The 24,855-nt window shown below is 50.1% G+C and carries 22 protein-coding genes and 3 pseudogenes; 24 read left to right on the plus strand and 1 reads right to left on the minus strand.

Annotated elements, in window-relative coordinates; translation table 11 throughout:
• The first annotated feature begins 15 nt into the window (after positions 1-15).
• From AB3G73_RS12420 to AB3G73_RS12455, 8 genes and pseudogenes are all read left to right on the plus strand, one after another.
• Complete coding sequence (locus AB3G73_RS12420; protein ID WP_367745070.1) at positions 16-1,137, plus strand: efflux RND transporter periplasmic adaptor subunit; 1,122 nt, start codon at positions 16-18, stop codon at positions 1,135-1,137.
• Positions 1,134-4,247 carry an efflux RND transporter permease subunit gene (locus AB3G73_RS12425; protein WP_367745072.1) on the plus strand — a complete coding sequence of 1,038 codons (3,114 nt, stop codon included), beginning with the start codon at positions 1,134-1,136 and terminating at the stop codon, positions 4,245-4,247. The genes AB3G73_RS12420 and AB3G73_RS12425 overlap by 4 nt, the downstream gene beginning before the upstream one ends.
• Positions 4,248-5,606 (plus strand): efflux transporter outer membrane subunit, encoded by a 1,359-nt coding sequence (locus AB3G73_RS12430; protein ID WP_367745075.1) that lies wholly within the window; start codon positions 4,248-4,250, stop codon positions 5,604-5,606. It abuts the gene before it with no gap.
• 137 nt (positions 5,607-5,743) lie between these two features.
• Positions 5,744-6,046, plus strand: a pseudogene (locus AB3G73_RS12435) (hypothetical protein); the annotation flags it as partial.
• Between the two features lie 8 nt (positions 6,047-6,054).
• A pseudogene (locus AB3G73_RS12440) lies at positions 6,055-6,819 on the plus strand (SIS domain-containing protein); the annotation flags it as partial.
• On the plus strand, positions 6,816-7,004 hold the full coding sequence (locus AB3G73_RS12445) for a hypothetical protein (protein WP_005816226.1): 189 nt from the start codon (positions 6,816-6,818) through the stop codon (positions 7,002-7,004). The pseudogene AB3G73_RS12440 and the gene AB3G73_RS12445, both read left to right, overlap by 4 nt.
• A gap of 234 nt (positions 7,005-7,238) precedes the next feature.
• Positions 7,239-8,381: an ImmA/IrrE family metallo-endopeptidase gene (locus AB3G73_RS12450; protein ID WP_007897423.1), complete on the plus strand. Its 1,143-nt coding sequence runs from the start codon at positions 7,239-7,241 to the stop codon at positions 8,379-8,381.
• The gene (locus AB3G73_RS12455) at positions 8,372-8,929 is read left to right on the plus strand and encodes a DUF4411 family protein (RefSeq protein WP_005816230.1); all 558 of its coding nucleotides are present in this window, start codon (positions 8,372-8,374) and stop codon (positions 8,927-8,929) included. Before AB3G73_RS12450 ends, AB3G73_RS12455 begins: the two co-directional genes overlap by 10 nt.
• A 162-nt stretch (positions 8,930-9,091) precedes the next feature.
• On the opposite strand, the gene AB3G73_RS12460 is transcribed toward AB3G73_RS12455, so the two are convergent.
• Positions 9,092-9,721: a M23 family metallopeptidase gene (locus AB3G73_RS12460; protein ID WP_007837448.1), complete on the minus strand. Its 630-nt coding sequence runs from the start codon at positions 9,719-9,721 to the stop codon at positions 9,092-9,094.
• Between the two features lie 220 nt (positions 9,722-9,941).
• On the opposite strand from AB3G73_RS12460, the gene AB3G73_RS12465 reads away from it, so the two are divergent.
• The 16 genes and pseudogenes from AB3G73_RS12465 to AB3G73_RS12540 form a co-directional block, all read left to right on the plus strand.
• Complete coding sequence (locus tag AB3G73_RS12465) at positions 9,942-10,703, plus strand: DUF4099 domain-containing protein (RefSeq protein WP_005816235.1); 762 nt, start codon at positions 9,942-9,944, stop codon at positions 10,701-10,703.
• Between the two features lie 23 nt (positions 10,704-10,726).
• Positions 10,727-10,951 carry a hypothetical protein gene (locus AB3G73_RS12470; RefSeq protein ID WP_005816237.1) on the plus strand — a complete coding sequence of 75 codons (225 nt, stop codon included), beginning with the start codon at positions 10,727-10,729 and terminating at the stop codon, positions 10,949-10,951.
• A gap of 37 nt (positions 10,952-10,988) precedes the next feature.
• Positions 10,989-12,584, plus strand: a complete 1,596-nt coding sequence (locus AB3G73_RS12475) for a hypothetical protein (protein ID WP_005816239.1) — start codon at positions 10,989-10,991, stop codon at positions 12,582-12,584.
• Between the two features lie 30 nt (positions 12,585-12,614).
• On the plus strand, positions 12,615-13,757 hold the full coding sequence (locus AB3G73_RS12480; protein ID WP_005816242.1) for a toprim domain-containing protein: 1,143 nt from the start codon (positions 12,615-12,617) through the stop codon (positions 13,755-13,757).
• Positions 13,754-14,239: a PH domain-containing protein gene (locus tag AB3G73_RS12485; RefSeq protein WP_005816244.1), complete on the plus strand. Its 486-nt coding sequence runs from the start codon at positions 13,754-13,756 to the stop codon at positions 14,237-14,239. The genes AB3G73_RS12480 and AB3G73_RS12485 overlap by 4 nt, the downstream gene beginning before the upstream one ends.
• Positions 14,220-14,921 (plus strand): hypothetical protein, encoded by a 702-nt coding sequence (locus AB3G73_RS12490; protein ID WP_005816246.1) that lies wholly within the window; start codon positions 14,220-14,222, stop codon positions 14,919-14,921. Before AB3G73_RS12485 ends, AB3G73_RS12490 begins: the two co-directional genes overlap by 20 nt.
• 17 nt (positions 14,922-14,938) lie before the next feature.
• Positions 14,939-15,622: a hypothetical protein gene (locus AB3G73_RS12495; RefSeq protein ID WP_005816248.1), complete on the plus strand. Its 684-nt coding sequence runs from the start codon at positions 14,939-14,941 to the stop codon at positions 15,620-15,622.
• 93 nt (positions 15,623-15,715) lie between these two features.
• Positions 15,716-16,378, plus strand: coding sequence for a hypothetical protein (locus AB3G73_RS12500; protein WP_005816251.1), 663 nt, complete (start codon positions 15,716-15,718; stop codon positions 16,376-16,378).
• Positions 16,379-16,393: 15 nt separating this feature from the next.
• The gene (locus tag AB3G73_RS12505) at positions 16,394-17,215 is read left to right on the plus strand and encodes a M23 family metallopeptidase (protein WP_005816253.1); all 822 of its coding nucleotides are present in this window, start codon (positions 16,394-16,396) and stop codon (positions 17,213-17,215) included.
• Positions 17,216-17,247: 32 nt separating this feature from the next.
• Positions 17,248-17,520 (plus strand): hypothetical protein, encoded by a 273-nt coding sequence (locus AB3G73_RS12510; RefSeq protein WP_007897422.1) that lies wholly within the window; start codon positions 17,248-17,250, stop codon positions 17,518-17,520.
• A gap of 9 nt (positions 17,521-17,529) precedes the next feature.
• Positions 17,530-19,329 carry a hypothetical protein gene (locus AB3G73_RS12515; RefSeq protein ID WP_005816255.1) on the plus strand — a complete coding sequence of 600 codons (1,800 nt, stop codon included), beginning with the start codon at positions 17,530-17,532 and terminating at the stop codon, positions 19,327-19,329.
• Between the two features lie 82 nt (positions 19,330-19,411).
• Complete coding sequence (locus tag AB3G73_RS12520; RefSeq protein WP_005816257.1) at positions 19,412-21,868, plus strand: zincin-like metallopeptidase domain-containing protein; 2,457 nt, start codon at positions 19,412-19,414, stop codon at positions 21,866-21,868.
• Between the two features lie 4 nt (positions 21,869-21,872).
• On the plus strand, positions 21,873-23,429 hold the full coding sequence (locus tag AB3G73_RS12525) for a glucosaminidase domain-containing protein (protein ID WP_367745087.1): 1,557 nt from the start codon (positions 21,873-21,875) through the stop codon (positions 23,427-23,429).
• Positions 23,426-23,608, plus strand: coding sequence for a hypothetical protein (locus AB3G73_RS12530; RefSeq protein ID WP_005816263.1), 183 nt, complete (start codon positions 23,426-23,428; stop codon positions 23,606-23,608). Before AB3G73_RS12525 ends, AB3G73_RS12530 begins: the two co-directional genes overlap by 4 nt.
• A gap of 72 nt (positions 23,609-23,680) precedes the next feature.
• A complete protein-coding gene (locus tag AB3G73_RS12535) occupies positions 23,681-24,286 on the plus strand; it encodes a hypothetical protein (protein ID WP_005816265.1) in 606 nt (201 codons plus the stop codon).
• A 6-nt stretch (positions 24,287-24,292) separates the two neighbouring features.
• Positions 24,293-24,487 (plus strand): annotated as a pseudogene (locus AB3G73_RS12540) (ArdC family protein); the annotation flags it as partial.
• Positions 24,488-24,855: the final 368 nt, after the last annotated feature.

Here is a 24,855-nt window from a genome sequence, read left to right on the forward strand (position 1 = left end):
AAACAAGAAGAAAATATGAACAAGCAATTCATTATCACGAATTTCGCCGCATTTGCTCTCATGCTGTTCCTGCCGACCGGATGCAGGCAGGCGGACGGCAAGCAGGATGCGGTGCAGAGTTATCGGGTCATAAAGGTCGCGGCAAGTCCGGTGGAAATCTCCGAGTCCTATTCCGCCGCCATACGCGGACGGCAGGATGTGGACATCCTGCCGCAAATATCCGGGCGCATTATCCGTCTGAAAGTGAAAGAGGGTGAACGGGTGAAGACCGGTCAAGTATTGGCTGTAATTGACCAAGTGCCCTATCGGGCGGCATTACGCACGGCGCAGGCCAATGTCAGCGCGGCACAGGCAAAAGTGGAAACGGCAAGAATCGAGCTGCGGGGCAAGCAGGCATTGTTTGACGAGAAGGTCATATCCGACTACGAGCTTTCTCTCGCCCGGAACCAACTGGCAGTGGCGTGTGCTGAACTCGAACAGGCAAAGGCACAAGAATCGGATGCACGCAACAATCTCTCCTATACGGAAATCAAAAGCCCGAGCAACGGAGTAGTAGGCACATTGCCCTATCGCATCGGTGCGCTTGTCGGTCCCAATATGGCACAGCCTTTCACGGTCGTGTCCGACAATGCGGAGATGTATACCTATTTCTCCATTTCGGAGAATATGCTACGGCGATATTCGGCTCGCTATGGCTCGATTGACAGCATGATAGCAGGGACGCCGGAAGTGCGCCTGCAACTCAACGACGGCAGCCTGTATAAGGCGAAAGGACGTATCGAAACCGTAAGCGGCGTGGTGGACCCGGTTACCGGAACGGTGCAGATCAAAGCCCTGTTCCCCAATCCCGACCGCGAACTGTTGAGCGGCAGCATCGGCAATGTCATCCTTCAAAACCCGAAAACGGAGGCCGTAACCATCCCCATGACCGCCACCGTGGAACTGCAAGACAAGATTATCGCTTACCGTCTGAAAAACGGACAGGCGGAAGCCGCCTATCTCACGGTGGACCGCCTGAACGACGGCAACCGGTTTATCGTAAGAGAAGGGCTCTCGGTCGGTGACACCATTATCGCCGAAGGCGTGGGACTGGTGAAAGAAGGTATGAGCATAACCCCTAAAAACGAAGCGAAATGAACTTGCGATTTTTTATAGACCGCCCGGTGTTTTCGGGCGTTATCTCGGTGGTAATCGTACTGTTGGGTATGATTTCCATGTTTTCCCTGCCTGTGGAACAATACCCCGACATCGCACCTCCGACCATCAACGTATTTGCAACCTATCCGGGTGCAAACGCCGAAACCGTGCAGAAGGCAGTGATAACCCCTCTGGAAGAAGCCATCAACGGAGTGGAGGACATGACCTATATGACTTCCACGGCATCGAATACGGGAGATGCTTCCATCAACATCTATTTCAAACAGGGAACCAACGCGGACATGGCAGCGGTAAACGTACAGAACCGCGTGAACGGCGCACTGAGCCAGCTTCCGGCAGAAGCCACCAAAACCGGTGTCACCACCGAAAAACAGCAGAACGCCGAACTGATGACTTTCGCGCTCTATTCGCCCGATGACCGCTTCGACCAGACATTCCTGAACAATTACGTGAAAATCAATGTCGAGCCGAGGCTGAAACGTATCAGCGGCGTGGGAAAGGCGCAGTTGTTCGGTTCCAACTACAGCATGCGACTTTGGCTGAAACCCGACAAGATGGCGCAATACGGGCTTATCCCCGATGACATATCCGCCGTACTCGCACGGCAGAACATCGAGGCTGCCACCGGCTCCTTCGGTGCCAATCATCCTACCGCCAATGAATACACGATGAAATACCGTGGGCGTTTGTCCGGTGCGGAAGAGTTCGGCGAGTTGGTCATCAAGTCACTACCGGGTGGCAATGTGCTTCGGTTGAAAGAGGTTGCCGATGTGGAACTGGGCGATGAATCCTACAACTACTCCTCCGAGGTGAACGGGCATCCGGCAGCCATGATGCTCATCAACCAGAAAGCCGGGTCCAATGCATCGAGCACCCTCAAGGAGATTCACGAAGTGCTTGACGACCTCAGCAGGGACTTGCCCGAAGGGACGGAATTCGTGGTGCTTACCGATACCAACAAGTTCCTGTATGCCTCCATTCACTCGGTCCTCCGTACCTTGCTGGAAGCGATACTTTTGGTTATCGTAGTGGTGTATGTGTTCTTGCAGGATATCAAATCGACGCTTATCCCTACCATATCCATCTTCGTTTCCATCATCGGCACATTCGCCGTGATGTCCATGATCGGATTCTCCATCAACCTGCTCACCCTGTTCGCCCTTGTACTTGCCATCGGAACCGTGGTCGATGATGCCATCGTAGTGGTGGAGGCGGTGCAGGCGAAGTTCGACGAAGGCTATCAGTCGGCGGTTCTCGCGGCCGATGATGCCATGAAGGGGGTATCTTCGGCAATACTTACCTCTACCATCATCTTTATGGCAGTGTTTTTCCCCGTTGCCATGATGGGCGGAACTTCGGGGGCTTTCTACACGCAATTCGGTATCACGATGGCTGTTGCCGTGGGTATCTCGGCAATCAATGCCTTCACACTCTCACCGGCACTTTGCGCACTGTTACTGAAACCCTATATCGACGAGCACGGCAACACCAAGAACAATTTTGCAGCCCGTTTCCGAAAAGCGTTCAATGCTGTTTTTGAGCGTCTGAGCCGACGCTATGTACGTGGGGTGATGTTCATTATCCACCGCCGGTGGCTGTTGTGGAGCATTATAGGCGTCTCTTTCGGGTTGCTGGTGCTGCTGGTCAATATCACGAAGACGGGACTTATTCCCGAAGAGGATACCGGGACGGTCATGGTGAGCATGAACACGAAGCCCGGCACGTCCATGGCTCAGACAAGTAAGGTGATGGAGCGTATCAACAGCCGTCTCGACAGCATCGGCGAGATTGAATACAGCGGTGCGGTCGCCGGTTTCTCTTTCAGCGGCTCCGGCCCGTCGCAGGCGATGTATTTCGTGACACTCAAAGACTGGGAGCAGCGCAAGGGAGAGGGGCAGTCGGTCAATGATGTCATCGGAAAGATTTATGCCGCCACCTCCGATATTCCCGATGCCACGGTGTTTGCCATGTCGCCCCCGATGATAGCCGGATATGGCATGGGGAACGGCTTTGAACTCTACTTGCAAGACAAGGCGGGTGGAGACATCACCGCTTTCAAGGAAGAGGCGGACAAGTTTGTCGAAGCCTTGTCGCAGCGACCAGAAATAGGCGAAGTCTATTCCTCCTTTGCCACAGACTATCCACAATACTGGGTGGATATTGATGCCGCGAAATGCGAACAGTCGGGAGTGTCGCCCGCAGAGGTGCTTTCCACCTTGTCGGGCTATTATACCGGACAATATGTTTCCGATTTCAACCGTTTCTCCAAGCTCTACCACGTCACCATGCAGGCTCCGGCGGAATACCGTGTGAATGCGGAATCCCTTCACCACATGTATGTGCGCACCTCCGATGGCGGTATGTCGCCTTTGAGCCGGTTCGTGCGCCTGACCAAGACCAACGGCCCGTCAGACCTCACCCGCTTCAACCTGTTCAATGCCATATCCATCAACGGATCTCCGGCCCAGGGTTACAGTTCGGGGCAAGTGCTTGAAGCCATCGGTGAGACGGCACGCGAAGTGCTTCCGGCAAATTACACCTACGAGTTCGGCGGTATCTCGCGTGAGGAAAGCAAGACAACCAATAATGCTACGCTTATATTCCTGCTCTGCATGGTTCTGGTCTATCTGATTCTGTGTGCCTTGTACGAAAGCGTGTTTATCCCCTTTGCGGTCCTGTTGTCGGTGCCTTGCGGATTGATGGGCAGTTTCCTGTTTGCGTGGCTCTTCGGTCTGGAGAACAACATCTACATGCAGACCGGATTGATTATGATTATCGGTCTGCTTGCCAAGACAGCCATCCTGCTTACCGAATATGCAGGCAAGCGGCGGTCGGAAGGCATGACGCTGGCACAGTCGGCGTACAGTGCGGCAAAAGTCCGTCTGCGCCCCATACTGATGACCGTGTTGTCTATGGTGTTCGGTCTTATACCGCTGATGCTGGCTCACGGGGTGGGTGCCAACGGCAGCCGTTCGCTTGCCACAGGTGTAATCGGCGGAATGATTGTCGGTACTTTGGCTCTGTTGTTCCTTGTTCCGTCATTATTTATTGTATTCCAATATATCCAAGAACGTATTAAGCATAATTAAATGAAGAAGACAGCCATATATATCATATTGTCAGGATGGATGCTTACCGGTTGCGGCACATACAGCCGGTATCATCGCCCCGACCTCTCGATGGAAAATCTGTATAGCAACCTGCCGACAGACGCCGATACCACCACTTTGGCCTCCCTATCGTGGCGTGAGATGTTTACCGACCCGAAACTTCAGTCCTTGATTGAAATGGGACTTGAACGGAACACAGACCTCAATGTGGCACGGCTACGGGTGGAAGCGGCAGAAGCCGCCTTGCTGACGGCCAAACTGTCCTATCTACCATCACTCGGACTGAATGCCGAAGGTAATGTCAGCAGGCAAGATGGAGCAACGGCAAAGGCATATAATGTAGGAGCGTCAGCAAGCTGGGAACTGGACATCTTCGGCAAACTCACAGCTGCAAAGCGTGGTGCCGCTGCCGCCTTGCAAGGAAGCCGTGATTACCGGCAAGCCGTACAGACACAGCTTGTCGCCACGATTGCCGACAGTTATTATACCCTTGCCATGCTCGACGCACAAATGACAATAAGTAACCGGACTTTGGAGAACTGGCGGACTACCGTACGCACTCTTGAAGCGTTGAAAAAAGTGGGGAAATCAAACGAGGCTGGCGTATTGCAGGCAAAGGCGAACGTGATGCGACTCGAAGCATCCCTGTTATCCATACGCAAGAGTATTTCCGAAACAGAAAACGCCCTGTCTGCGATACTTGCCATGCCGTCACACTCGATTGGACGAAGTGATCTGGCCGAGGCTGCTTTCCCCGATACTGTCTCGATCGGAGTCCCTTTGCAACTGCTTTCCAACCGTCCCGACGTGCGTCAGGCTGAAATGGAACTGGCGCAAGCATTCTACGCCACCAATGCGGCCCGTGCCGCCTTCTATCCCAATATTACCCTCTCGGGAATTCTTGGATGGACTAATAACGGCGGTGGCGTAATCGTAAATCCCGGACAATGGTTACTTAATGCCATCGGTTCCCTGACACAGCCGTTATTCAACCGGGGCGTAAACATCGCCAACTTGAAGATAGCCAAAAGCCGTCAGGAAGAAGCCAAACTGTTGTTCCGGCAATCATTACTGAACGCAGGAAAGGAAGTGAACGATGCTCTGACCGCATGGCAGACGGCAAAATCGCAAATTGAAATCAATGCTCGGCAGGTTGAAACATTATGCGACGCTGTGCGAAAGACAGAATCGCTGATGCGTCATTCCAATACCACCTATCTGGAAGTGCTGACCGCCAAACAGTCTCTTCTCGAAGCGGAAGTGCAACAGTTACAAACTCGTTTTGAACGCATACAAAGTATAATTAAACTTTACCATGCGTTGGGAGGAGGAATGTAACTTTACAAGAATTATAACCTAATACTGAACCATGTTGTGTAATTTTTATATTTCAGTCGTCATAAACTTATAAATAAGTAATTTAGTATGCAAAAACAAATTAAAAAGTCTTCTCTTTTTTTGAAGAGAAGCAACACCTGACCCACTTCGCTACCGAACAGGATGTAGCAGAAGAATTGTTTGAGTTACTCTTAGAAGCGAGAGAACTCTATCTTCAGGATGTGATTTTGAATGGCAAGCGGTATGACCGCTATGTGGATGACTTCATCAACAGTCATCGGTATATCAACTGCAACAGTGCAATTTGCCGAAACTGCCACGAGATGAACATCCACATCGTCAAGGGACTGCTGAACGAATGCGCCCACCTTATCCAGCCTCTTTTTGAGGCATCCGACTTCTCCTTTGAGAAGTGTATGGAGTTACAAAGGAAGTATGACCGCTCGGAACCGTTGCCGCCATACAGTTGGCACGGAGCAAGGGGGCTTTTGTGTATGGCATCTGCAACGTCGTGGGTGCCTCTATCCCAAGAAATACGGATTCCGGGACATACATCCATGTAGGACCTGAGATAGGTGTGGCTTCTACCAAGGCTTTTACAGGACAGGTAACGGTGCTGATGCTGCTTGCCCTCTGCGTGGGACAGATGCGTGGTACTGTGGATGATGCAACCGTAGAGAGGATTGTCCGGGAGTTGAAGAACATGCCCCTATATATAAAAGATGTGTTGGGACTTGCTGACAAAATCAAGAACTTGTCGAAGATATACACCTATGCCCGCAACTTCCTTTATCTCGGTCGTGGGTACAACTACCCCACCGCCCTTGAAGGTGCGTTGAAGCTGAAAGAAATATCCTATATCCATGCGGAGGGTTATCCTGCTGCGGAAATGAAGCATGGACCGATTGCACTTGTAGATAGCGAGATGCCCACGGTGGTCATTGCTCCAACGGACTCGCTGTATGACAAGATAATCAGTAATGTAAGGCAGGTGAAGGCGCGTGGCGGTACGGTTGTCGCCATCATTACCAAGGGCAATGACGCAATGAAGGACATCGCCGACCATTGCCTTGAAGTGCCCGACGTACCCGAATGCCTTACACCTCTCGTTGTTTCCGTCCCATTGCAGTTGCTGGCCTATTACATCGCCATCAACAAGGATAGGAATGTTGACCAGCCAAGAAACCTTGCTAAATCAGTTACCGTAGAATGAATAGAATATTATCACTTATTGTTACCATCCTCTTTGCGTTGTGCATTGAGGCTGGCATCTTTATGCTTATTGCCCACTGGTGGGGCATGACTGCGGCCATTACCGTGATAGCCATTGAATGTGTGTTAGCCTTATGGACAGTTTACGAAATGAGACATGCGAGTGATGAACCAGTTGATGAATAACATTGCAGGCTGTGGTTAGAACGAAAAAGGCTAAAAACAAAAGGACGGGTCGATGATTCGTCCTATTTTTGTGTCTTTTTGGTGGCAAAATGTAGCGATTTAGCAAAATAAACATAAATTCCAGTGATATTCAGCATGAAAATTCGCCCATTTAAGTGAAAATGTGTAATTTTGCAACGCAAAATTGTGCCTAAGCATTTGCATCAAAACAACAATAGTTCAATCGAGGCTGATATGAAAGTAGAGATTAACAAGAAACGTTTAGAATACCTGCTGGCATTATACAAGATGTCGGTGGATGACTTGTTGTCTCTTCTGAACAAAGGCAGGAAACGGATAACAGGAGCCGCAGACATCAGTGGAGATTCTATTGATTTGGGGGTGTTGAAGCGTATAGGTGAGATATTCGACAAAGAAGTCAGTTTCTTTCAAGACTATTCTAAGTTGTCAACCAATGCAAGCAGCAGTATCTTCTTCCGCAAGACCTCATTCGGAACAGAGCTGAACTTGGAGTCGATCCGTACTGTAAACCGATTCGAGAGTCTGAAAAACGCTTTGGATGCATACAACAAACTGTCGCAACTGGATGTGAAGTTTGACATAGAACACTACACCCTACAAGATGACCCTAAGACAGTAGCCGTACGTGCAAGAGATTTTTTTTATCCCGGGGAAACTGTCAATCATAGGCAGTTTCTTGTGAAGATGATAGAAAAAATCGCCGATCATGGCATTTTTGTCTTTGAATACATAGAGACATGGAACAAGAAAGAGAAAACCAACATTGACGGTTTTTACCTTAAGCCCAATGTGATAGTGCTTAAGCATCATAAGCATTACAAGCGAGAAATATTCACTCTGGCGCATGAATTGGGGCATTGTCTATTGGGGATTGAAGAAGTGGAGTCGGTGGACATGATGGACATCTCGGCACAGACTTCATACAGTGATGTCGAAAGATGGTGCAATGATTTTGCATATCAGTTCATTATGGGACAAGAAGCAGAAACACTTGCTAACATAGCATGTGTAGATTCCCGTAACGACTACTGCATTGACCTCTTCAAGGCTATCAGTGCACGGACGCACATTAGCCGTCTTGCCTTATATACAAGGATGTATATCGACAGGAAAATCAGCTATTCGAGCTACAGCAATGTCAAGAGTGAATTGGCAGAGGAATACAGAAGAAGAGAGGAACAGGAAAAGTTGAAAAACTCTGAGAAGAGAGGCGGGCGAACACCAAAGCCCATCATTTCTCCGCTATTCTTGAAAACCATGCAATATGCCTATTTCAATGGAGTGGTCAACGAGACCACTTTCTGTTCGAGACTCAATGTCAAACCAGCAAATTTTGAGAGGGAGTTATGGCGATAGTTGTTGATACATGCTCATTGGTGATGATTGCCAAGAATTATCTTCCCTTGGATAAGGACGGACAGTTGTACTCATTCCTGGAAGAGGCGTTCTCCCGCAAGGATTTGATGCTACTTGATGTGATTCTGGATGAATCAAAACGCACCTCCAAAGGAATTGCAGTTGAAAAGATGCCTTTCCTCAAAGACAAGAAATTGGTCATTCCGACAAAGGATCTATTTCCATGTGCCCCAGAGAGATTCAGCAACATGATAGACAACAATTTCTGTGTAAGACTGAAGAAGCAGGAACTGACTGAAGAAGAATACATAGAGCAAAAGGAAGAATACCTTAAAACAGGTGATGCTAAGATTATCATTTATGCACTGAATGTACGACACTCGGACGCTATCCATCTGGAAGAGATGCAAGTAATGACGGAGGAAACAAGGCAGCAGAATGACGGTAAGTTGTTCAAGAAACTTCCTTTGTTGTGTGAGCAGATAGGGATTGGAACACTAACCGTTTCAGAATATCTGCATAGAAACGGGTTCTTTATTGACAAATAGCATAGATATTAGTATCATCTTATGACATCTTTCACGAAATCATATTATATTCGTGAATAAAACACTTGTTTTTCAAGAATAGAAATTGTTGAGGATTAGATATTTAAGACATTATTGCAATGCGGAAGGGGTGATGTGAACGACAAAAGACAAGGCGTTCTATTAGAGTGGATGCTTGATAAGATTGAGAAGAATGGACGGGTCGATGGCTCGTCCTTTTTTTGTGTCTTTGAGTGTGAGGTGCAGGTGGGGACCAGTACTGCGACCACTGTTGCCTGTCAGCGCGATGATGATGCCGGGACGGACGTGGGTGCCTTTGGTGACGAGAGTTTGGGAGAGGTGGCAATAGCTGACGGTGAAGTCGCCGTGACGGAGGGTGACATAGAGGCCTGAACGTTTGTCCTTGCCTACCTTGATGACCTCGCCGTGCATCATGGCGTATGTGGGTTCGTAATTTGCCTTCAAATCAAGCCCGTTGTGTAGGGCTTTTCTTTTTGTAAATGGGTCTCTGCGGTAGCCGAAAGGGCTGGTGACAGAGATATGACGGAGTGGACTGACAAGTGCCGTGTGGCGGTCGGTCTGCTCCGTTTGGGTTTGTAATGGGGCAAAGGCAAGAGAGTCTCGCCGCTGATGCGGCGAGCACGGAGGCAGTTGTTCGGATGTTGCGGACTGCGTCGTTTTTGGCACAGCCTTGCGGTGTACCTTAGTCTGTGTGACGGTATTGAACTGAGCGCATACTGTTGCTGATGAACAGAATATTGCTGCTATTGTGATGAGTAGAAATCGTTTCATGGTGCAAAAGTAACAAGCAATTCTTTGACTGGCATAAAGAACAAAGGGAAGACAAGAAGATTGTAACATAATATAGCAATCGAGTTTGATTTTTGAGCAGAAATCAAACTCAAATAATAATAATCGTCAAAAATAACACGCATTATCTTATGCAATTCTGCTTGTCTCTGAATAGGTATATAACTTTGCATGAGTTTAATTTCAAATTCAAAGTTAAAGTATGAAGCAAGTACGATTTGAAGAGAGCGAGGTGCCTTATCAGACACTGGCTCGTTTTGGTCTCACACAAGAGAAGATTGAAGACCTGCCCATGTGGGCGTTGGAAGATATTGGTCAGGGACGACGTTCACCGTTGCTGCCCATTCAGGTGAATAATGATGAGGGCGAGACATTGAAGAGCCGCACCCGATTTGCGTTGGTCCGTATGGAGGACGGCAAGGTGGATGTGGTCTTCTATCCGCAGTTGGAGAAATCACCATTGGAGGCTTTTACTCAGGAACAGCAGGAGGACTTGCTGGCTGGAAAGGCTATCCTTGCCGATGTTAAGGATGCTGATGGCAGGAGCAGCAAGGCTTTCGTGCAGATTGACACGGAGACCAATCAGGTGATGTCGGTACCTACGCCTGTCATCGGGCGCAACTTGGAGGTGCTGAAGGATGAACTGAAACTGAGTTCGGCAGAACTGACCGTGATGCAGAAGGGTGAGCCGCTCACGCTCATCATGGAGGACGAACAGGTGACGGTGGGTATTGACCTGAACGATAAGACCGGCATAAGGATTAATCAAGGCGACAGTCAGAAGTGGAAGGAGAACACCAAGCGAGAGTGGGACAAATACACCTTCGGGTGCTATGGCTGTTGGGTAATGGGCGATGACGGTAATCTTGACTATGTGCCTGAAGAGGAATACACGGAAGAACTTTGGAATGAGCAGAAGAAGAATGGAGAGCGCAACCGCGCCTCTTTTTCCATGCACAAATAATCTACACATAATATAATAAGTATATGGCATCAAATAAATATTATCCAGAGGATGTGCTCGTCGAGAAGATACAGAGCGGCGAGTACGGTTGGTTGGAGTATGTCAACCATCATTCTGCTGAATGGCAGGAAGAATATGAGAGCTATTGTCTGAACAACGGACTCTGCATTTGTGAAGAGAGTGCGGAGCAGTTTGTCCATCACAAAGATGAGGAACTGGAGAAGGCAATAGAGAACGGTGAAGCATGATAAATGAAGAGTGAAGAATGAAGAGTGAAGAATAAGTATGGCGATAAGAAAGAATACGAATCCCCAACAGATGGACCTGCAACCAGAGATGCGTGACTTGCTCATGCGCAATGGTATGCAGGCTCATGTGGTGAGTAATGGCAGCGGCTATCAGCTTGTGGTGCAAGGGCATGACAGTCCGCTGCTTACCTATAACATCACCGAGAAGCAGATGTTGGCTCTGACCGACTGGGGTACGAATCATGCCAACAAGTTAGCCTACAATACCTTTACGGGCATTGTGGGCAACGACTTCTATATGCCCAAGAACTTCGTTCATGCACGCAATGCCAACGGTCGTGTAGCTATGGGGCTGCACGGCTATCGTGTTGGTATCGGCGAGTATGGACGGATGGGGCGCATCGATATGCCACCACCCTTTTTAGGTTGGACACCACGCAGTCAGGAGGGATTCCATCTTCGCAGAGTTGGAGGACGATTGTTCTTCCCCGAAGCCCCGATTGTGCCTGAACGTTGGGACGGCAGAATGAAGCCTGGCGAATTGCAGAGCGGCGGTTATGGGTTCTATTATAAGGGACAGCAACAGAGTTATAGCCCTCAGCAACAGGATGTGCTGAAAGATTTGGAGGGAATCATAATGCCTTCCATCAGCCGCACGAGAAGCACGGAGCCAGCCAAGCCTTATAAGGAACTGATTACCTCGCCTGTCTATTTCACCAATGAGAAGTGGCAGGAGTGTCTGGCATCGCATGGCATCATCATTGATGAGAATGCGAAGACGCTGACCATTCAGTCGAACAGCGTCAATGCCGACATGGTGTATGACCTGACAGATGAGGAACTGAAGAAACTCACCTCCAACTCCATCAAGGAAGTGCCCGTCGTTCAACGCTTGGAACTGCTGAATGGCATCATCAAGGACGACTTTGCTGACAAAATCCTGATGGACACACTGAATAGCAAGGAGCGCATCGACCTGCATCTGCATCCCGAACTTGAACAGGAGTTGCAGCAGCGTCAGCAACAAGACGAGGAACGGTTGCTTCCGTTGGAAGAGGACGAGACTGTCAGACGTGACGTGTTGCAAGGCGATGCCATGGTGAGAGGTGAAGACCTTGCCTTGATTAATGAGAACAAGGGTTGGTATCGTGAGGGAGCGCATGGGCGTGAAGTGAAAGTCGGTGACATCATGGTGGAGAAAGTGCCTCCGATGGAGGGAGATAAGAAAGGCGAAGATAAGTATCGCATGACCGCCATTATCAATGGAGAAGCCATCACGCACGAAATCAAGCAGAAGGACTACGACAAGTTCTTGGCGGTGGATGACTACCATCGCATGAAACTCTTCTCCAAGGTTTTCAGTGAAGTGGATATGAAGACACGCCCCGAAACCAACGCCGGACTGGGCACGAAGATATTGGCGGCTCTGACGGCAGGAGCAGTCGTTACAGCAGAGGTGGCGCATGACATAAGCCACCATCATCACCATCCAGCCCCGGAGTTCTATGCAGAGCATCATGGCGGTCCACGTCCTTACTTCAAACCGGGAGTGGATTCGCCACAGGAGATTGCGGCAAGGTACTTTGAGGCAGAAGCAAATCATGTTGCCACGGAGATAAGGAGAGGATATTAACAATGTATAATTTACAATTTATAATTTATAATGAGTAGTGAACTGACATACGATGACTTTCTGGACAGGTTGAGCATACAGGAAGTACTGGTGGACGCAGGGTATCATCTGAACAAGAGAGATGGCTTGCGTTATCCGTCGTATGTGCGTACTGACAGTGAGGGCAGACGGGTGCGTGGTGATAAGTTCATTGTCACGCAGAATGGGAAATGTTGCTTCCAACCACCGCAGCAGAAGGTGTATAATGTCATTTCGTTCATCAAGGAGCATCCAGAAATGTTTTCAGAGAACAAGGTGGGAATGTCTCCTGACCGACTCGTCAACCTCGTCTGCAACCGACTGCTCAACCAACCCATAGAGGACAGACCATCGAAGATTACAGAACCAAGAAAGGACGGAAAGCCATTCAACCTGAATGACTACGACATCCACAAGTTCAATCCGCAGGACAGGGAAACGCAGAAAAGGTTTTATCCCTATTTTAAGTTCCGAGGCATCGACCTCTATACGCAGTATGCTTTTCATCGGCATTTCTGTCTGGCTACTAAGCATCGGACGGATGGACTTACCTTTGCCAACCTTGCCTTTCCGCTTGTACTGCCCAAGACACCCGACAAGACTGTGGGCTTTGAGGAACGAGGACGACCGAAGATGGACGGTAGCGGCGGTTACAAGGGCAAGGCAGAAGGAAGCAACAGCAGTGAAGGACTGTGGATTGCCAACCTCACGGGCGAGCCGTTGGATAAAGCAAGCGAAATTGTATGGTTTGAGAGTGCCTACGATGCCATGGCAGAGTATCAGATAAATCCTGTAAAGATGGTGTATGTATCTACGGGCGGCACACCCACCGAGGGACAGATGCGAGGACTTCTGTCCGTTACTCCCAACGCACGGCACTATTTGGGTTTTGACAAGGACGATGCAGGGCGGCAGTTTGTTGCAAACTTCAGGAAGGTGGCAGCAGAGATGGGCTTCCGTCACGAGCATGTGCAAGCCTATCATCCATTGGGTTGCTACAAGGACTGGAACGATGCGCTGCTCAACAAGAAATCAGCAGAACTGATTGCCAAGGGCGAACCAGATACCTTCGACTATGCCGAGTTTATCGCAGCCGGCAAGGCAGAGAAACAAAGGGAAAAAGAAGAAAAGAACACATATCATAGAAGCGTATGAGACAAGAAGATAATAGCATCATCACCTTGTGCCCCAGCATCGGACAGTTTTTCATCAACGAACTGCCTCTGTTGCTGTTGTGCGTGGCAATGCTCCTAATCGGAGGATTGCCCGGTTGTGCATATAGTACCCTGTTGCTTGTCTTCAGCCTCCTGTTCTCCCTCTGTTTACTCTACCGATTCATCTATCTGAGGAGTATCCGCTACCATATCGGGAGCGAGCAACTCATCTGTGAGCACGGAGTGTTTCAGCGGAGCGTGAACTACATGGAGTTGTACCGAGTGGTGGACTTTGCCGAGCATCAGACATTGATACAACAGTTATGCGGACTGAAAAGCGTGACCGTGTTGTCGATGGATAGAACGACACCGAAACTGGAAATGACCGGCATCAGCAACAGCTATGACGTGGTGAGTGTGATACGAACAAGAGTAGAAACGAACAAACGAAGAAAGGGCGTATATGAGATTACGAATAGATAAGATTTGGTTCATTGTCGTGGCATTGGTACTGAGCGTGCCGTCAGCCCATGCACAGATTGTGACTGCCAACCCTTTGGAATGGATGGCATTAGCAGAGGGCAACGAAGCCATCAACGGTGAGATAGAGAAGGAAATCAAAGGTCAGACCAAGACTGCCCTGTTGCAGAATACCATCGCCGCAGAGTTCACCAAGATACACGAATGGGAGAAGAAGTACAACAGTTATCTGAAAACCGCCAGTGGTTATGCCTCTTCCCTCAAAGCCTGTACCTATCTGTACGACGATGGAGTGAAGATATTCATCACCTTGTGTAAGATGCGCAAGGCCATCAACAATAATCCGCAAGGCATCGTTGCCACCCTCTCGATGAACAACCTGTATATGGAGACCGCCACGGAATTGGTGTCCGTCTTCACACTGCTGAAAGATGCAGTCGCCAAAGGAGGCAAAGAGAACATGCTGACTGGTGCGGAAAGGAGCAAGACGCTGTGGGCACTGAACGACAAGCTGAGTGCCTTCAGCAAGAAGCTGCATCGTCTTTATCTGTCTATACGATATTACACCATGACCGATGTGTGGAACGGCGTGACGGCAGGGATGATAGACCGAAGCAATGGAGAGATAGCCACCCAAGCCCTTAGCAGATGGCGCAGAGCAGGACGTATGACCATCAGTGATTAACGATAAAGGAATCAGTCATGAAGTATTTCATATCAATTGCCATTTTTATGTTTATATCATCTTTTGCAGGAGTGCGGGCGCAGAACGACCCGACTCTTGCGGGGATGATTCTGATGTACACCAACAAGGCGGAGAAAGAACTGAAGAATCAGGAGAAAGTGATGCTGCTACAATCCACCGGCCATATCTGGACCAAGGAGGAAGTGGAAGCCACTACCGACCTGCAGCGGGAGTTCAACAACTATCTGGACTCCTTCCGTTCCATCGTCAGCTATGCCGCACAGATATATGGTTTCTATCACGAGATAGGTCAGTTGGTGGACAATATGGGTGGATTGGTGGCGCAGTTGGATGCCCATCCTGCCAACGGACTTGCCGTAGCCCTGTCAGCCAAGCGCAACAAGATATACCGCGAGCTGATTATGAACAGCATCGAGATAGTTAATGACATACGCACGGTATGCCTGTCGGGCAACAAGATGACCGAGAAGGAGCGTGTGGAGATAGTCTTCGGCATCCGACCCAAACTGAAGAAGATGAACAAGCAGTTGAAGCGACTGACGAGGGCGGTGAAATACACCACCATGGGCGATGTTTGGATGGAGATAGACGAAGGGGCAAGACCCACCAAAGCGAACAAAGCCGAGATAGCAGCGGCTGCCAAGAGGCGGTGGAAGCAGGTGGGCAAGAACGTAAACTGATGGAGCAGCGAGAGCAGAGCCGAACTTGTTCGAGCTATGCCGAGTCGTGACAGAAGAAGACGAAGTCAAACCGTGATTAAAAAACGATAAGATATGGGATTTTGGAGTTCATTATTGAAATATGGTGGCAAGGCGGCACGAGGTACTGGCCATGTCATCGGAGTAACTGGAAAGACCTTAGGCAGTGCGGCACTCCACCCGCAACGCACCCTTATGGGAGCCGGCAAGGCTATGCAGACGGCCGCAGTGGGTAGTGCCGCAGGCTATGTGACATGGGAGAAGCTGACCACAGACAAGAGCGTGGCACGCATCGTAGGTGATGCTGTCATCGGCGAGAATGCCACGGAAGCGGTGGCACAAACCGCCAACGATGTGCAACGTCTGACGGGCAAGGCTGGTGAAGCCGTTGATGCGGTGAACACTGTAGCCGGAAAGATGGACACCCAGTTCAGCGGCATCAGTGATTTCTTTAGGAATATGTTCGGAGGCGTAGGATGCGACATGATAGGCAATCTCTTTGGCAATATCGGCAAGGGCAACGTGTCGGGTATGAGCATCGTCGGACTGGTGGCTGCCGCCTTCATGGTATTCGGACGCTTTGGTTGGATGAGCAAGATTGCGGGTGCCCTGCTTGGAGCGATGATCATCGGGAACAATTCTAAGGTGGCGCAAACTCTGCCTAACAGAGGCGGTACGTCTTCACATGGGCAGAACATGAAAGAAGCAGAGACCCAAAGCAGAGGGATGAAACGATAACCAATATACAGTGATATGAGATATACAGAAGAAATGATACTGCGCTCATCGAGCGGCTACTGTATGCCGTTTGAGGAGCCTATAAAGCAGGACGTGCAGATGTCCTTGGGTTACGGAGAGCAGAAAAATCCCGTGACGGGAGAAACATTCTTCCATCACGGCATAGACTTCTCAGTGAACCATTACCTGCTGTCGGCGGTGGCAACGGGAACCGTCTCTGCCATTGGGTCGGACGCGGAGCATGGCATCTACCAGACCATCCGCTACGGCAAATACGAAGTGACTTACAGGCATCTCTCCAATGTCTTCGCCAACTTCTCCCAAAGCGTCAAGGCCGGTCAGACCATCGCCATCAGTGGCGACCTGCTGCACATGGAGGTGAGGTTTGACGGAGAGGAAATCAATCCGTTGGAGTTCCTCACCATGCTCTACGGCAATATCAAGGCATTGGAGCACAATTCCCAAATGGGCATCAATGAACTGGACATGAACATCCCTTCACCCTACGACACCGACCGTCAGGAGATAGAGGCATTGATGCTCCGCTTCCTTCCCTCCTACTTCGAGGACCTTCAACAAGGAGCATACTCTCTGCCCGAACATACGGAGCAGTCGTTGAGAAACATCTTCTCGTTGGGAGCGAGCAAGCATTATTTCTACGAGACCATGCCGAGCATGGCTAATCCCTTGGGCATCGGCAACCGCTGTATGCCTTTGGCGACTAAGGTGCAGAACCTGCTCATTGCCGACTTTCTCAACTATCTTGCCATGCGACATCAGGTATATCTCTCCACGATGGACGAGGTGTTAAAAAAAAACTCCAAGAGCAAGCCCTGACGCATGACGGCATCATCGACCCTCTTGCCGACTTGGACGTGGATATCCAGAGCTTCGACATTCCGAGGATAGTGAGCGTCTATCCCGACCGGGCTGGCGTGAGATGGTGGACAAAGGCATGGTTCAATGGTAAGGAAGAGGGGGAACCCTCCGTGGAGATTGAGGAACGTATGGCCGTGCAGTTCATCCACTGCCAAGTGGACAAGGACGCATGGTTGGAGGAACACTATCCTAAGCAGATGGAGATATATCACAATGCCATCGAGCAGACAAAGGAACAGATATTACAGCAGTATAATATATAAACAAGGTATATGGCAGTTAAGAACAGTCAGCGATTCGCAGAGATAGAGCGTCTGATGGGCGACTACTTCGGGTGTCACCTTGCCCCCGTGATGGGCAGGGTGCAACGGGACTTGTCCAACAGACAGGCAGACGAGATGCGAGCCTACTCCAACAGTACGGCTGGCATCCTACGCTCATTGGCCACTGCCAATATGCCTGGTGATGACCCATACGCCACGCTGAAGATTACAGGCAAGTGGAACAGCAAGACCACCGAAGACTATCTGGCGATGTGCAAGGAGGCTATTGTCGGCAACAAGGATATGCAGCGTGACCTTGCCGTGATGGCTGAGGAATGGCGCAAGGCGGTGGTGACGGAGATAGGACGAGAGCGGTACGATGCACTCTCTAAACAACTCGGTTGTGATTTGGCATACGCCTATATCGATCACCGCATGGAGCAGCTGATGATAGAAAAAATGGTGAAAGACCGTATGCCAACATCTTCTGCCGACTATATCATCCGCAAGGCGGCACAAAGCAGTCTGTTCGGTCTGCCCTACGAACTGAACAAGTCACCCCTTGCCGCAGAGATAGAAGCCAAAGGAGAGGCAGCCTATAAGCCCTCTCGAACAGAGAAGGCAGCGGGATGGGCAGCCGGAGCGGGTGCCGATGTCGTGGCCATGGGAGGGATTGGCTCATGGGCAACCTTCGCCAAGTTTGTCGGTATCGATATGGTGATGAATGTCGGCATGGAGCACCTAAGCAAGAAAGGTAGCAGCCAAGAGGTCTGTGTCGAGGAGTGTATCAGCAAGGGAGTTTTCGGTACGGGCACCAACGTCTTCGCCTCATTCCGCAAACAGGCAAAAGTCATCAAGAACCACGAGAACAGCTATATCAAGGCTACCAACAGCCATTTCAAGAACAAGATTCCCACGAGCAATATCACTTTTATGGATTGGACGAAACAAACCGAGCAGACCTCTTTTCCTTGGAACAAAGGTACGTTCCTTGACCCTCAGAGAAACGAAGCAACCAAACGTACAGGCAAGTACAAGGATGTGCCCTTGATAGTTGCGCCTGGACAGGAAGACGAGTATCTGGAGGTTAAGGCGAGACTGGATGCAGAGGCTGAGAAGGAGAAGAAGGCAGAACCGAAAGAAACTCCTGATTCATCGACTGAAGAGGCAACACCATCTGTAGTCCAGCAGGAGGAAACAGCCTTACAAACAAACGAAAATGGATGGGACGGGCTGTTGCAGAGTTTTGGACTGAACGGCTTTTCAGACATCGGCAAGAACCTTGGTTATGTGTTGGCGATGCTGCCCGATGTACTGGTGGGACTGTTCACTGGCAAGACAAAATCGCTGAATATGGACAATAGCCTCCTTCCTTTGGCCTCTATCGTGGCTGGAATGTTCGTGAAGAATCCTATACTGAAGATGCTGTTGATGGGTATGGGAGGTGCCAATCTGCTCAACAAAGCGGGACATGAGGTGCTGGGCAGGAAACAGCAGGAAGGCATTGCACCTACAGTTAGTCCTGCTGCATCTCGCATTCAGTACCGCCAATATCCTGATGAACCACTCAATCCTCGTATCAGCAACCCGATGCTGCAAGGGCGGTGTCTCGTTGCCAACATTGACCATGTGCCTTGTACCATTCAACTGCCTGACAGTGTGATTGGGGCGCATCAGTCGGGGGCATTGCCGCTGAATACATTGGCTAACGCCATACTTGCCAAGAACGACCAGATGCGACAGATGGCAGCAATGCAGTACGAAGAGCAGGCACGGGAGAGCGTGGTGCGACCGAGGGGAATACAGTGAAGCCCGACAACAAAATTGTCGGGAACGGTGGCTTGGTAAGCCAATTATAGAATGTGATTGAGATAAACAAAAAGATAAAAGCATGAAAGAGAAATCAGAATTTGAGAAGCGGACGGCGGAGAAGCAGGTGTCGCTGCTCACTGAGGCACTGACGAGTGCGGTGGATGCCAAGGGACATTGGTTGAATGCAAGCGGCAAACTCTATCCGAAGCTCTATCCCAAGGGCTTTTCGGTCAGTCCGTTCAATGCCCTTGTCCTTGCCCTTGACTCCGATGCCAAGGGTTGCAAGAGCAATCTGTTTACGCAGTTCTCCGAAGCGAAGGCACGGGGTGAGAGCGTGAGGGAGCATGAGAAAGGTGTGCCGTTCCTGTATTACAATTGGAATAAGTACGTCAACCGCAACAATCCCGACGATGTCATCACCAAGGAGGCATACGCAGAACTGTCGGAACAGGACAAACAGCAGTACAAGGGAGTGAAAAACCGTGAGATCCGTGTGCTGTTCAATATCGACCAGACGCTACTGCCTATGGCTAACGAAACAGCCTACACTACGGCATTGAAGAAGGATGGCACGGTGGAGGATAGAGGTTATGGCGACAAGGAGGACAAGCAGCTGCATGGGTGCGTCAACGGATTCCTTCAGAAGATGAAGGACAACCTCGTGAATGTACGTCAGGACGGCACGGGTGTGGCGCACTACGACACCGAGAAGGATGTCATCTACCTGCCACGGCAGCGTGACTTCGAGCACTACAATGACTATGTACAGGAGATGATGCGTCAGTTGGTGTCTGCCACCGGTCATCAGCAGCGGTTGGCACGTGAGGGCATGGTCATGAAGAACGGCAAAGCCCCGTCGGAGGATGCCGTGAAGAAGGAACGACTCATCACTGAGATAGCTTCGGGCGTGAAGATGCTCGAACTGGGACTGCCTGCCCGTCTGTCAAAGGACAGCCTTAGCATGGTGGACTATTGGACGAGGGAACTGAAGGAAGACCCTTGTCTGATTGATGCCATCGAGAGTGAGGTGAACGGTGCGCTGAAGGTGTTGAAGAAAGCCGAACTGGGTGAAAAGGTGGAGTATGCCACCGACCAGCATCAGCGAGAGACGGCGCAGATACAGGTGCAGTTGCCCAACCACTACTTCGTAGCAGACGAAATCAAGCAGCATCCCAACGAGGAGCAGCGTACTGTGGTCATCGTGCGTGATGATGCCAGCAAGACCGCCGATGTGGTGCTGCCACAGGGTGCATCGTTGGAGGTGAACAACGAGATCAAGGGCATGAACAAGCAACGCTTCACCAATGCCTTGCAGAAAGAGGGTTATGACAACGTGCGTTTCTACAATCCCGACGGAGCCTTGGGCTTCCGTCCCGACGACAGTTATTTCGCCGACAAGAAAATCACGGTATCAAGACTGCGCAACTGGTCTATCGAAGACCTATCCTCGTTGGATGCTTCTGAGGCCGTAACCCACAGCCGTGACATCGGTTTCGACAATGTGCAGTTGGTAAAGGATGACAAGGAGCGGTGGGCATTGTACATCAAGCCCGAAGGTAAGGAGGGCTTTGCCGTCTATCCCGACAAAGGAGACCTCAATCATTTCTTCACCACCTTGAAGCAGTCGATGGACAACATCGAGCGTGTGCGTGAGGAACTGGCACAGAAGTATTATGCTATGGCAGAGGCGAAACCCGACCTGAAGGTGGACATCTTCGGAGGTAATGAGCAGGAGGTTGATTTGAACCGCATCCAGCGTGTGGCAGTATTCCGTGCCAAATCGGGCGAATGCCTGTGTGCAGCCACTATTGACGGCAAGAAGTTGCAGCCGAGAAGTGTCAGTCCGTCACAATGGCAACGATTGTGGGTGGCTCCTGACAGGGATTCCTACAAGCAGAACCTTGCCGCCTCGCTGTTTGCTGATGTATTGCAGAAAGACAACAATGTCGAGCAAAGTACACAAGAGAAGCAGGAAGAAGCGACGGAGGTGAAGCAAGCGGAGACGGCAATTGTCGATAAGCATGATGAACAGAAGGAAGTGGTACTTAAGGAAGATAAAAGCTCTGAACAAAGGGAAGAGAAGAAACAAGAGGAAAAGAAAGAAGAAAAGAAGGATGAAAAGGCTGTCAAGGCTGCTGTCTCTCCCCTTGTCCAACAATATCTTGACTTGAAGAAGAAGCATCCTGATGCCATTCTTTTGTTTCGCTGCGGTGACTTCTATGAGACCTACAAGGATGATGCGGTGAAGGCATCCAAAATATTGGGTATTACGCTGACAAAGAGCAATGGGCGCAAGGATGATGAAGGCAAGCCGTTGGCAATGGCAGGATTCCCATATCATGCCCTCGACACCTATCTGCCGAAGCTCATTCGTGCTGGTGAACGGGTGGCCATCTGTGACCAGTTGGAAATGCCGAAGCAGACAACATCATCGAAGCGTGGAATTACGGAGATGGTGTCACCTGGAAAAGAGACAGGAAAGCAGATGGCACAGGAAAGTCAAGAAACAGAACAACACACCAGTCTAAGGAGATAGGCTTATGGGAAAGAACGCAGCGTATGCCGCACAATATGCGGAGGAAGCCAAAGAACAGATGCGGATGTATGGGATTCCTGCCTCCGTCATCTTGGCGCAAGCCATACTGGAGAGCAGCAACGGACAGAGCCAACTGTCGCGCGAATGCAACAACCACTTTGGCATCAAGGCTACGGCATCGTGGTTGAAGAATGGCGGAGAGTATGGAGTCTATACGGATGATAGGCCCAACGAGAAATTCTGTAAGTACAAAAGCGTGGGTGACAGTTATGAGCATCACTCGCAGTTCCTGAAGCAGAACAAGCGTTATGCGCAGTGCTTCACGCTGTCGCCTGACGACTACAAGGGATGGACGAAGGGCATTGAGCGTGCCGGCTATGCCACGGGCGGCGGTTATGCTGCAAGTCTGCAGCGCATCATTGAAGCCAACGGACTGGACAAGTATGACAGTGAGGTGATGGCTGAGATGCGGGCAGAAGGTCGGTCGTTCGGGGTGGAGAATAATCCTCGTAGAGAAATGCCTGCTGCCCATGTACCGCAGTCTGCCGGGTGTTCCTTTCCTGTGGAGCGAGAGGAGTTTCTCTTCATCACCTCGCCTTTCGGCAATCGCCAGGATCCGATGGATGCCACCAAGCAGCAGATGCACAAGGGCATTGACATCAAGACGAACCATGAGGCGGTGTTGGCCACGGAGAACGGCGGCAAGGTGGTGGCGGTGAACCATAATGCGAACACGGCAGGAGGGAAATCCGTCACCGTGGAATACAGCCGTGAGGATGGCAGCAAGGTGCAATGCTCCTACCTGCATCTGTCTGACATAGCAGTAAAGGTAGGTGACGTGGTTAATGCCAGTCAGAAGTTGGGGGTGTCGGGAAATACCGGCACCAGAACCACTGGCGAGCATCTGCATTTCGGAGTGAAGAGTGTATCGGCTGACGGCTCAAAAAGGGATATGGATCCAGCCGCTTATCTGGCAGAAATCGGACAGAAAGGCAACATCAAGCTACAGGCCCTGCATAACGGCAATGACCTGTTGGCAAAATACAAGAGCAATGCGCCACAGGAGCAGAAGGTTTCGTCGGAGGACTGGATGAAGAAAATCCTTTCCTCGGAGGACAGCGGCGTGGGCATTTCGGGAACGAATGACCCTATACTCGACATGGCGATGACCACCTTCATGTCGCTGATGATGTTGGCAGCGCAGATTGACAGCAATGATGAGGAACGACAAAAAGGACTTATCTCTGCCATGGCAGCCAACCGGCTCGTAGATTTGACCTCGCTTGTTCCAGGCATGAGGCAATGCACCATTACTGTGGGTGAGAACGGCAAGACTGTGCTTCATGCAGAGAGCGGTACGGTGAAGATTGACCGTGAACTGACCTCCTCGGAGATGAACCGCCTGTCGCTCATTTTGGGCAATGCCAATCTGTCGGAAGAAAGCAAACGGACGAAGATTGCGGGAATGGTGACAGGCATCGTGGCGACACAGCAGGCTTCGCAGAACTTCGAGCAAGGGATGGAGGCTGAGAGTCAACAACAAAATCTGCAAAGGAAATGAAAAGGATAGCAAGTCATCTGTGTACATTGCTGGTGGGTATGGTAGCTGTGGCAGGACACTTCATGCTTACCCAATGGCTTTTCGGTCAGACCGTGGCCATCATCTATCTCGGCTTCCAACTTATCATAGCAGCGTGGATAGTCTATGAACTGATACGTGCGCTAGTATATGATGATTGAAAAGAGATTATTGTCATTGCTAAGACATTTCACTTGGACGATGGATATGTATAATTCAAATAGTATCGAGCAATGATCAAATGTAATGTAACAGTGTGCGGAACGGTCAGCAAGGCTGCGACCTGCCGCACGAACAAGGAGGGCAAGGCATTCGTGAGCTTTGCCATGAACGTAGTCATTCCAGCGAAGAGCGGGATTAACAAGACCATCGAGGTGTCGGTCATCAAAGATGGGACACTGACGGAGGTGGGCAGCTGCAACATCGGCGAACGCATTGAGGTAGCCGGTGTATTGGTACCAAGAAAATGGGGCGATGTCCTTTATTTCAACCTGTCGGCAAGCAGCATCAGCCACCAGCCTGACGAGGCAGAGGACTGCATCAAGGGCGTGATGGAGTTCCGCGGCAAGGTGGGCAAGAGCATTGAGGACAAGACGGACAAGAATGGTGTGCCGTACTGCCAGTTCTCCGCTTTCAGCGCAGAGAAAGTACAGGACGGATTTGAATACATCTGGGTAAGTTTCTTCCTATTCGATGGCAAATGCGAGGCATGGCTGCAACCAGGCGTGAAAGCGAACATCAAAGGGGCATTGTCTGTCAGTGTCTTCAATGACAAACTGGACTTCTCCTGCCGAGTGTCTGAAATGAGCGAATATGTTCCGCAGCCCTATAATGGTTAATTGACTATGGGAAAGCCTTATGCTAAGGAAGGTCCGAGTGCCGAAGACAAGGCACTCGACCTGTTTGCCGATATGATGATTGAGCGTATTCAGTCGCTGTCGGGCAAAGACGGATGGAAAAAGCCCTGGTTTACTGAAGGTGCGTTGCAATGGCCGAAAAACCTGAACGGACGAGAATATAATGGCATGAACGCTATGATGTGTGCGCCAGTATTGGCTGCGTAATAAATATCTCTTTGGCAAGAGATTAGGTGAGGATTCGAATCACCTACTACCAACTGACTTATCCGTAGGGGAAACCCGATGGGGAGTGTAGCATGTCAGTAAAACCCTAAGTCAACTAATTGCCATGTTGCTACTGAGGGGTGATGTAGAAAGATAGATACAAGGATGAAACCTGGATTGGTTAAACGATAGTCAAGTGGCATACGCTGTGGCTGCGTCGGAAGGCAATTACAAACGACGTATCGTAACACCCTCATTCAAAGCATTAGTCTGAGTGGTAAAAGAATCGGTTACGACACACTGCAATAAGTAGAAAAAGACGAAAGTCGCATCCGAAAATCTAT

The organism is Bacteroides sp. L008, from assembly GCF_040812255.1.
Classification (GTDB): domain Bacteria; phylum Bacteroidota; class Bacteroidia; order Bacteroidales; family Bacteroidaceae; genus Bacteroides; species Bacteroides vicugnae.

Coding starts and splice junctions, on each gene's coding strand:
- AB3G73_RS12420 (WP_367745070.1), top strand. CDS start 16: ATGAACAAGCAATTCATTATCACGAATTTCGCCGCATTTGCTCTCATG.
- AB3G73_RS12425 (WP_367745072.1), top strand. CDS start 1,134: ATGAACTTGCGATTTTTTATAGACCGCCCGGTGTTTTCGGGCGTTATC.
- AB3G73_RS12430 (WP_367745075.1), top strand. CDS start 4,248: ATGAAGAAGACAGCCATATATATCATATTGTCAGGATGGATGCTTACC.
- AB3G73_RS12445 (WP_005816226.1), top strand. CDS start 6,816: ATGAATAGAATATTATCACTTATTGTTACCATCCTCTTTGCGTTGTGC.
- AB3G73_RS12450 (WP_007897423.1), top strand. CDS start 7,239: ATGAAAGTAGAGATTAACAAGAAACGTTTAGAATACCTGCTGGCATTA.
- AB3G73_RS12455 (WP_005816230.1), top strand. CDS start 8,372: ATGGCGATAGTTGTTGATACATGCTCATTGGTGATGATTGCCAAGAAT.
- AB3G73_RS12460 (WP_007837448.1), bottom strand. CDS start 9,721: ATGAAACGATTTCTACTCATCACAATAGCAGCAATATTCTGTTCATCA.
- AB3G73_RS12465 (WP_005816235.1), top strand. CDS start 9,942: ATGAAGCAAGTACGATTTGAAGAGAGCGAGGTGCCTTATCAGACACTG.
- AB3G73_RS12470 (WP_005816237.1), top strand. CDS start 10,727: ATGGCATCAAATAAATATTATCCAGAGGATGTGCTCGTCGAGAAGATA.
- AB3G73_RS12475 (WP_005816239.1), top strand. CDS start 10,989: ATGGCGATAAGAAAGAATACGAATCCCCAACAGATGGACCTGCAACCA.
- AB3G73_RS12480 (WP_005816242.1), top strand. CDS start 12,615: ATGAGTAGTGAACTGACATACGATGACTTTCTGGACAGGTTGAGCATA.
- AB3G73_RS12485 (WP_005816244.1), top strand. CDS start 13,754: ATGAGACAAGAAGATAATAGCATCATCACCTTGTGCCCCAGCATCGGA.
- AB3G73_RS12490 (WP_005816246.1), top strand. CDS start 14,220: ATGAGATTACGAATAGATAAGATTTGGTTCATTGTCGTGGCATTGGTA.
- AB3G73_RS12495 (WP_005816248.1), top strand. CDS start 14,939: ATGAAGTATTTCATATCAATTGCCATTTTTATGTTTATATCATCTTTT.
- AB3G73_RS12500 (WP_005816251.1), top strand. CDS start 15,716: ATGGGATTTTGGAGTTCATTATTGAAATATGGTGGCAAGGCGGCACGA.
- AB3G73_RS12505 (WP_005816253.1), top strand. CDS start 16,394: ATGAGATATACAGAAGAAATGATACTGCGCTCATCGAGCGGCTACTGT.
- AB3G73_RS12515 (WP_005816255.1), top strand. CDS start 17,530: ATGGCAGTTAAGAACAGTCAGCGATTCGCAGAGATAGAGCGTCTGATG.
- AB3G73_RS12520 (WP_005816257.1), top strand. CDS start 19,412: ATGAAAGAGAAATCAGAATTTGAGAAGCGGACGGCGGAGAAGCAGGTG.
- AB3G73_RS12525 (WP_367745087.1), top strand. CDS start 21,873: ATGGGAAAGAACGCAGCGTATGCCGCACAATATGCGGAGGAAGCCAAA.
- AB3G73_RS12530 (WP_005816263.1), top strand. CDS start 23,426: ATGAAAAGGATAGCAAGTCATCTGTGTACATTGCTGGTGGGTATGGTA.
- AB3G73_RS12535 (WP_005816265.1), top strand. CDS start 23,681: ATGATCAAATGTAATGTAACAGTGTGCGGAACGGTCAGCAAGGCTGCG.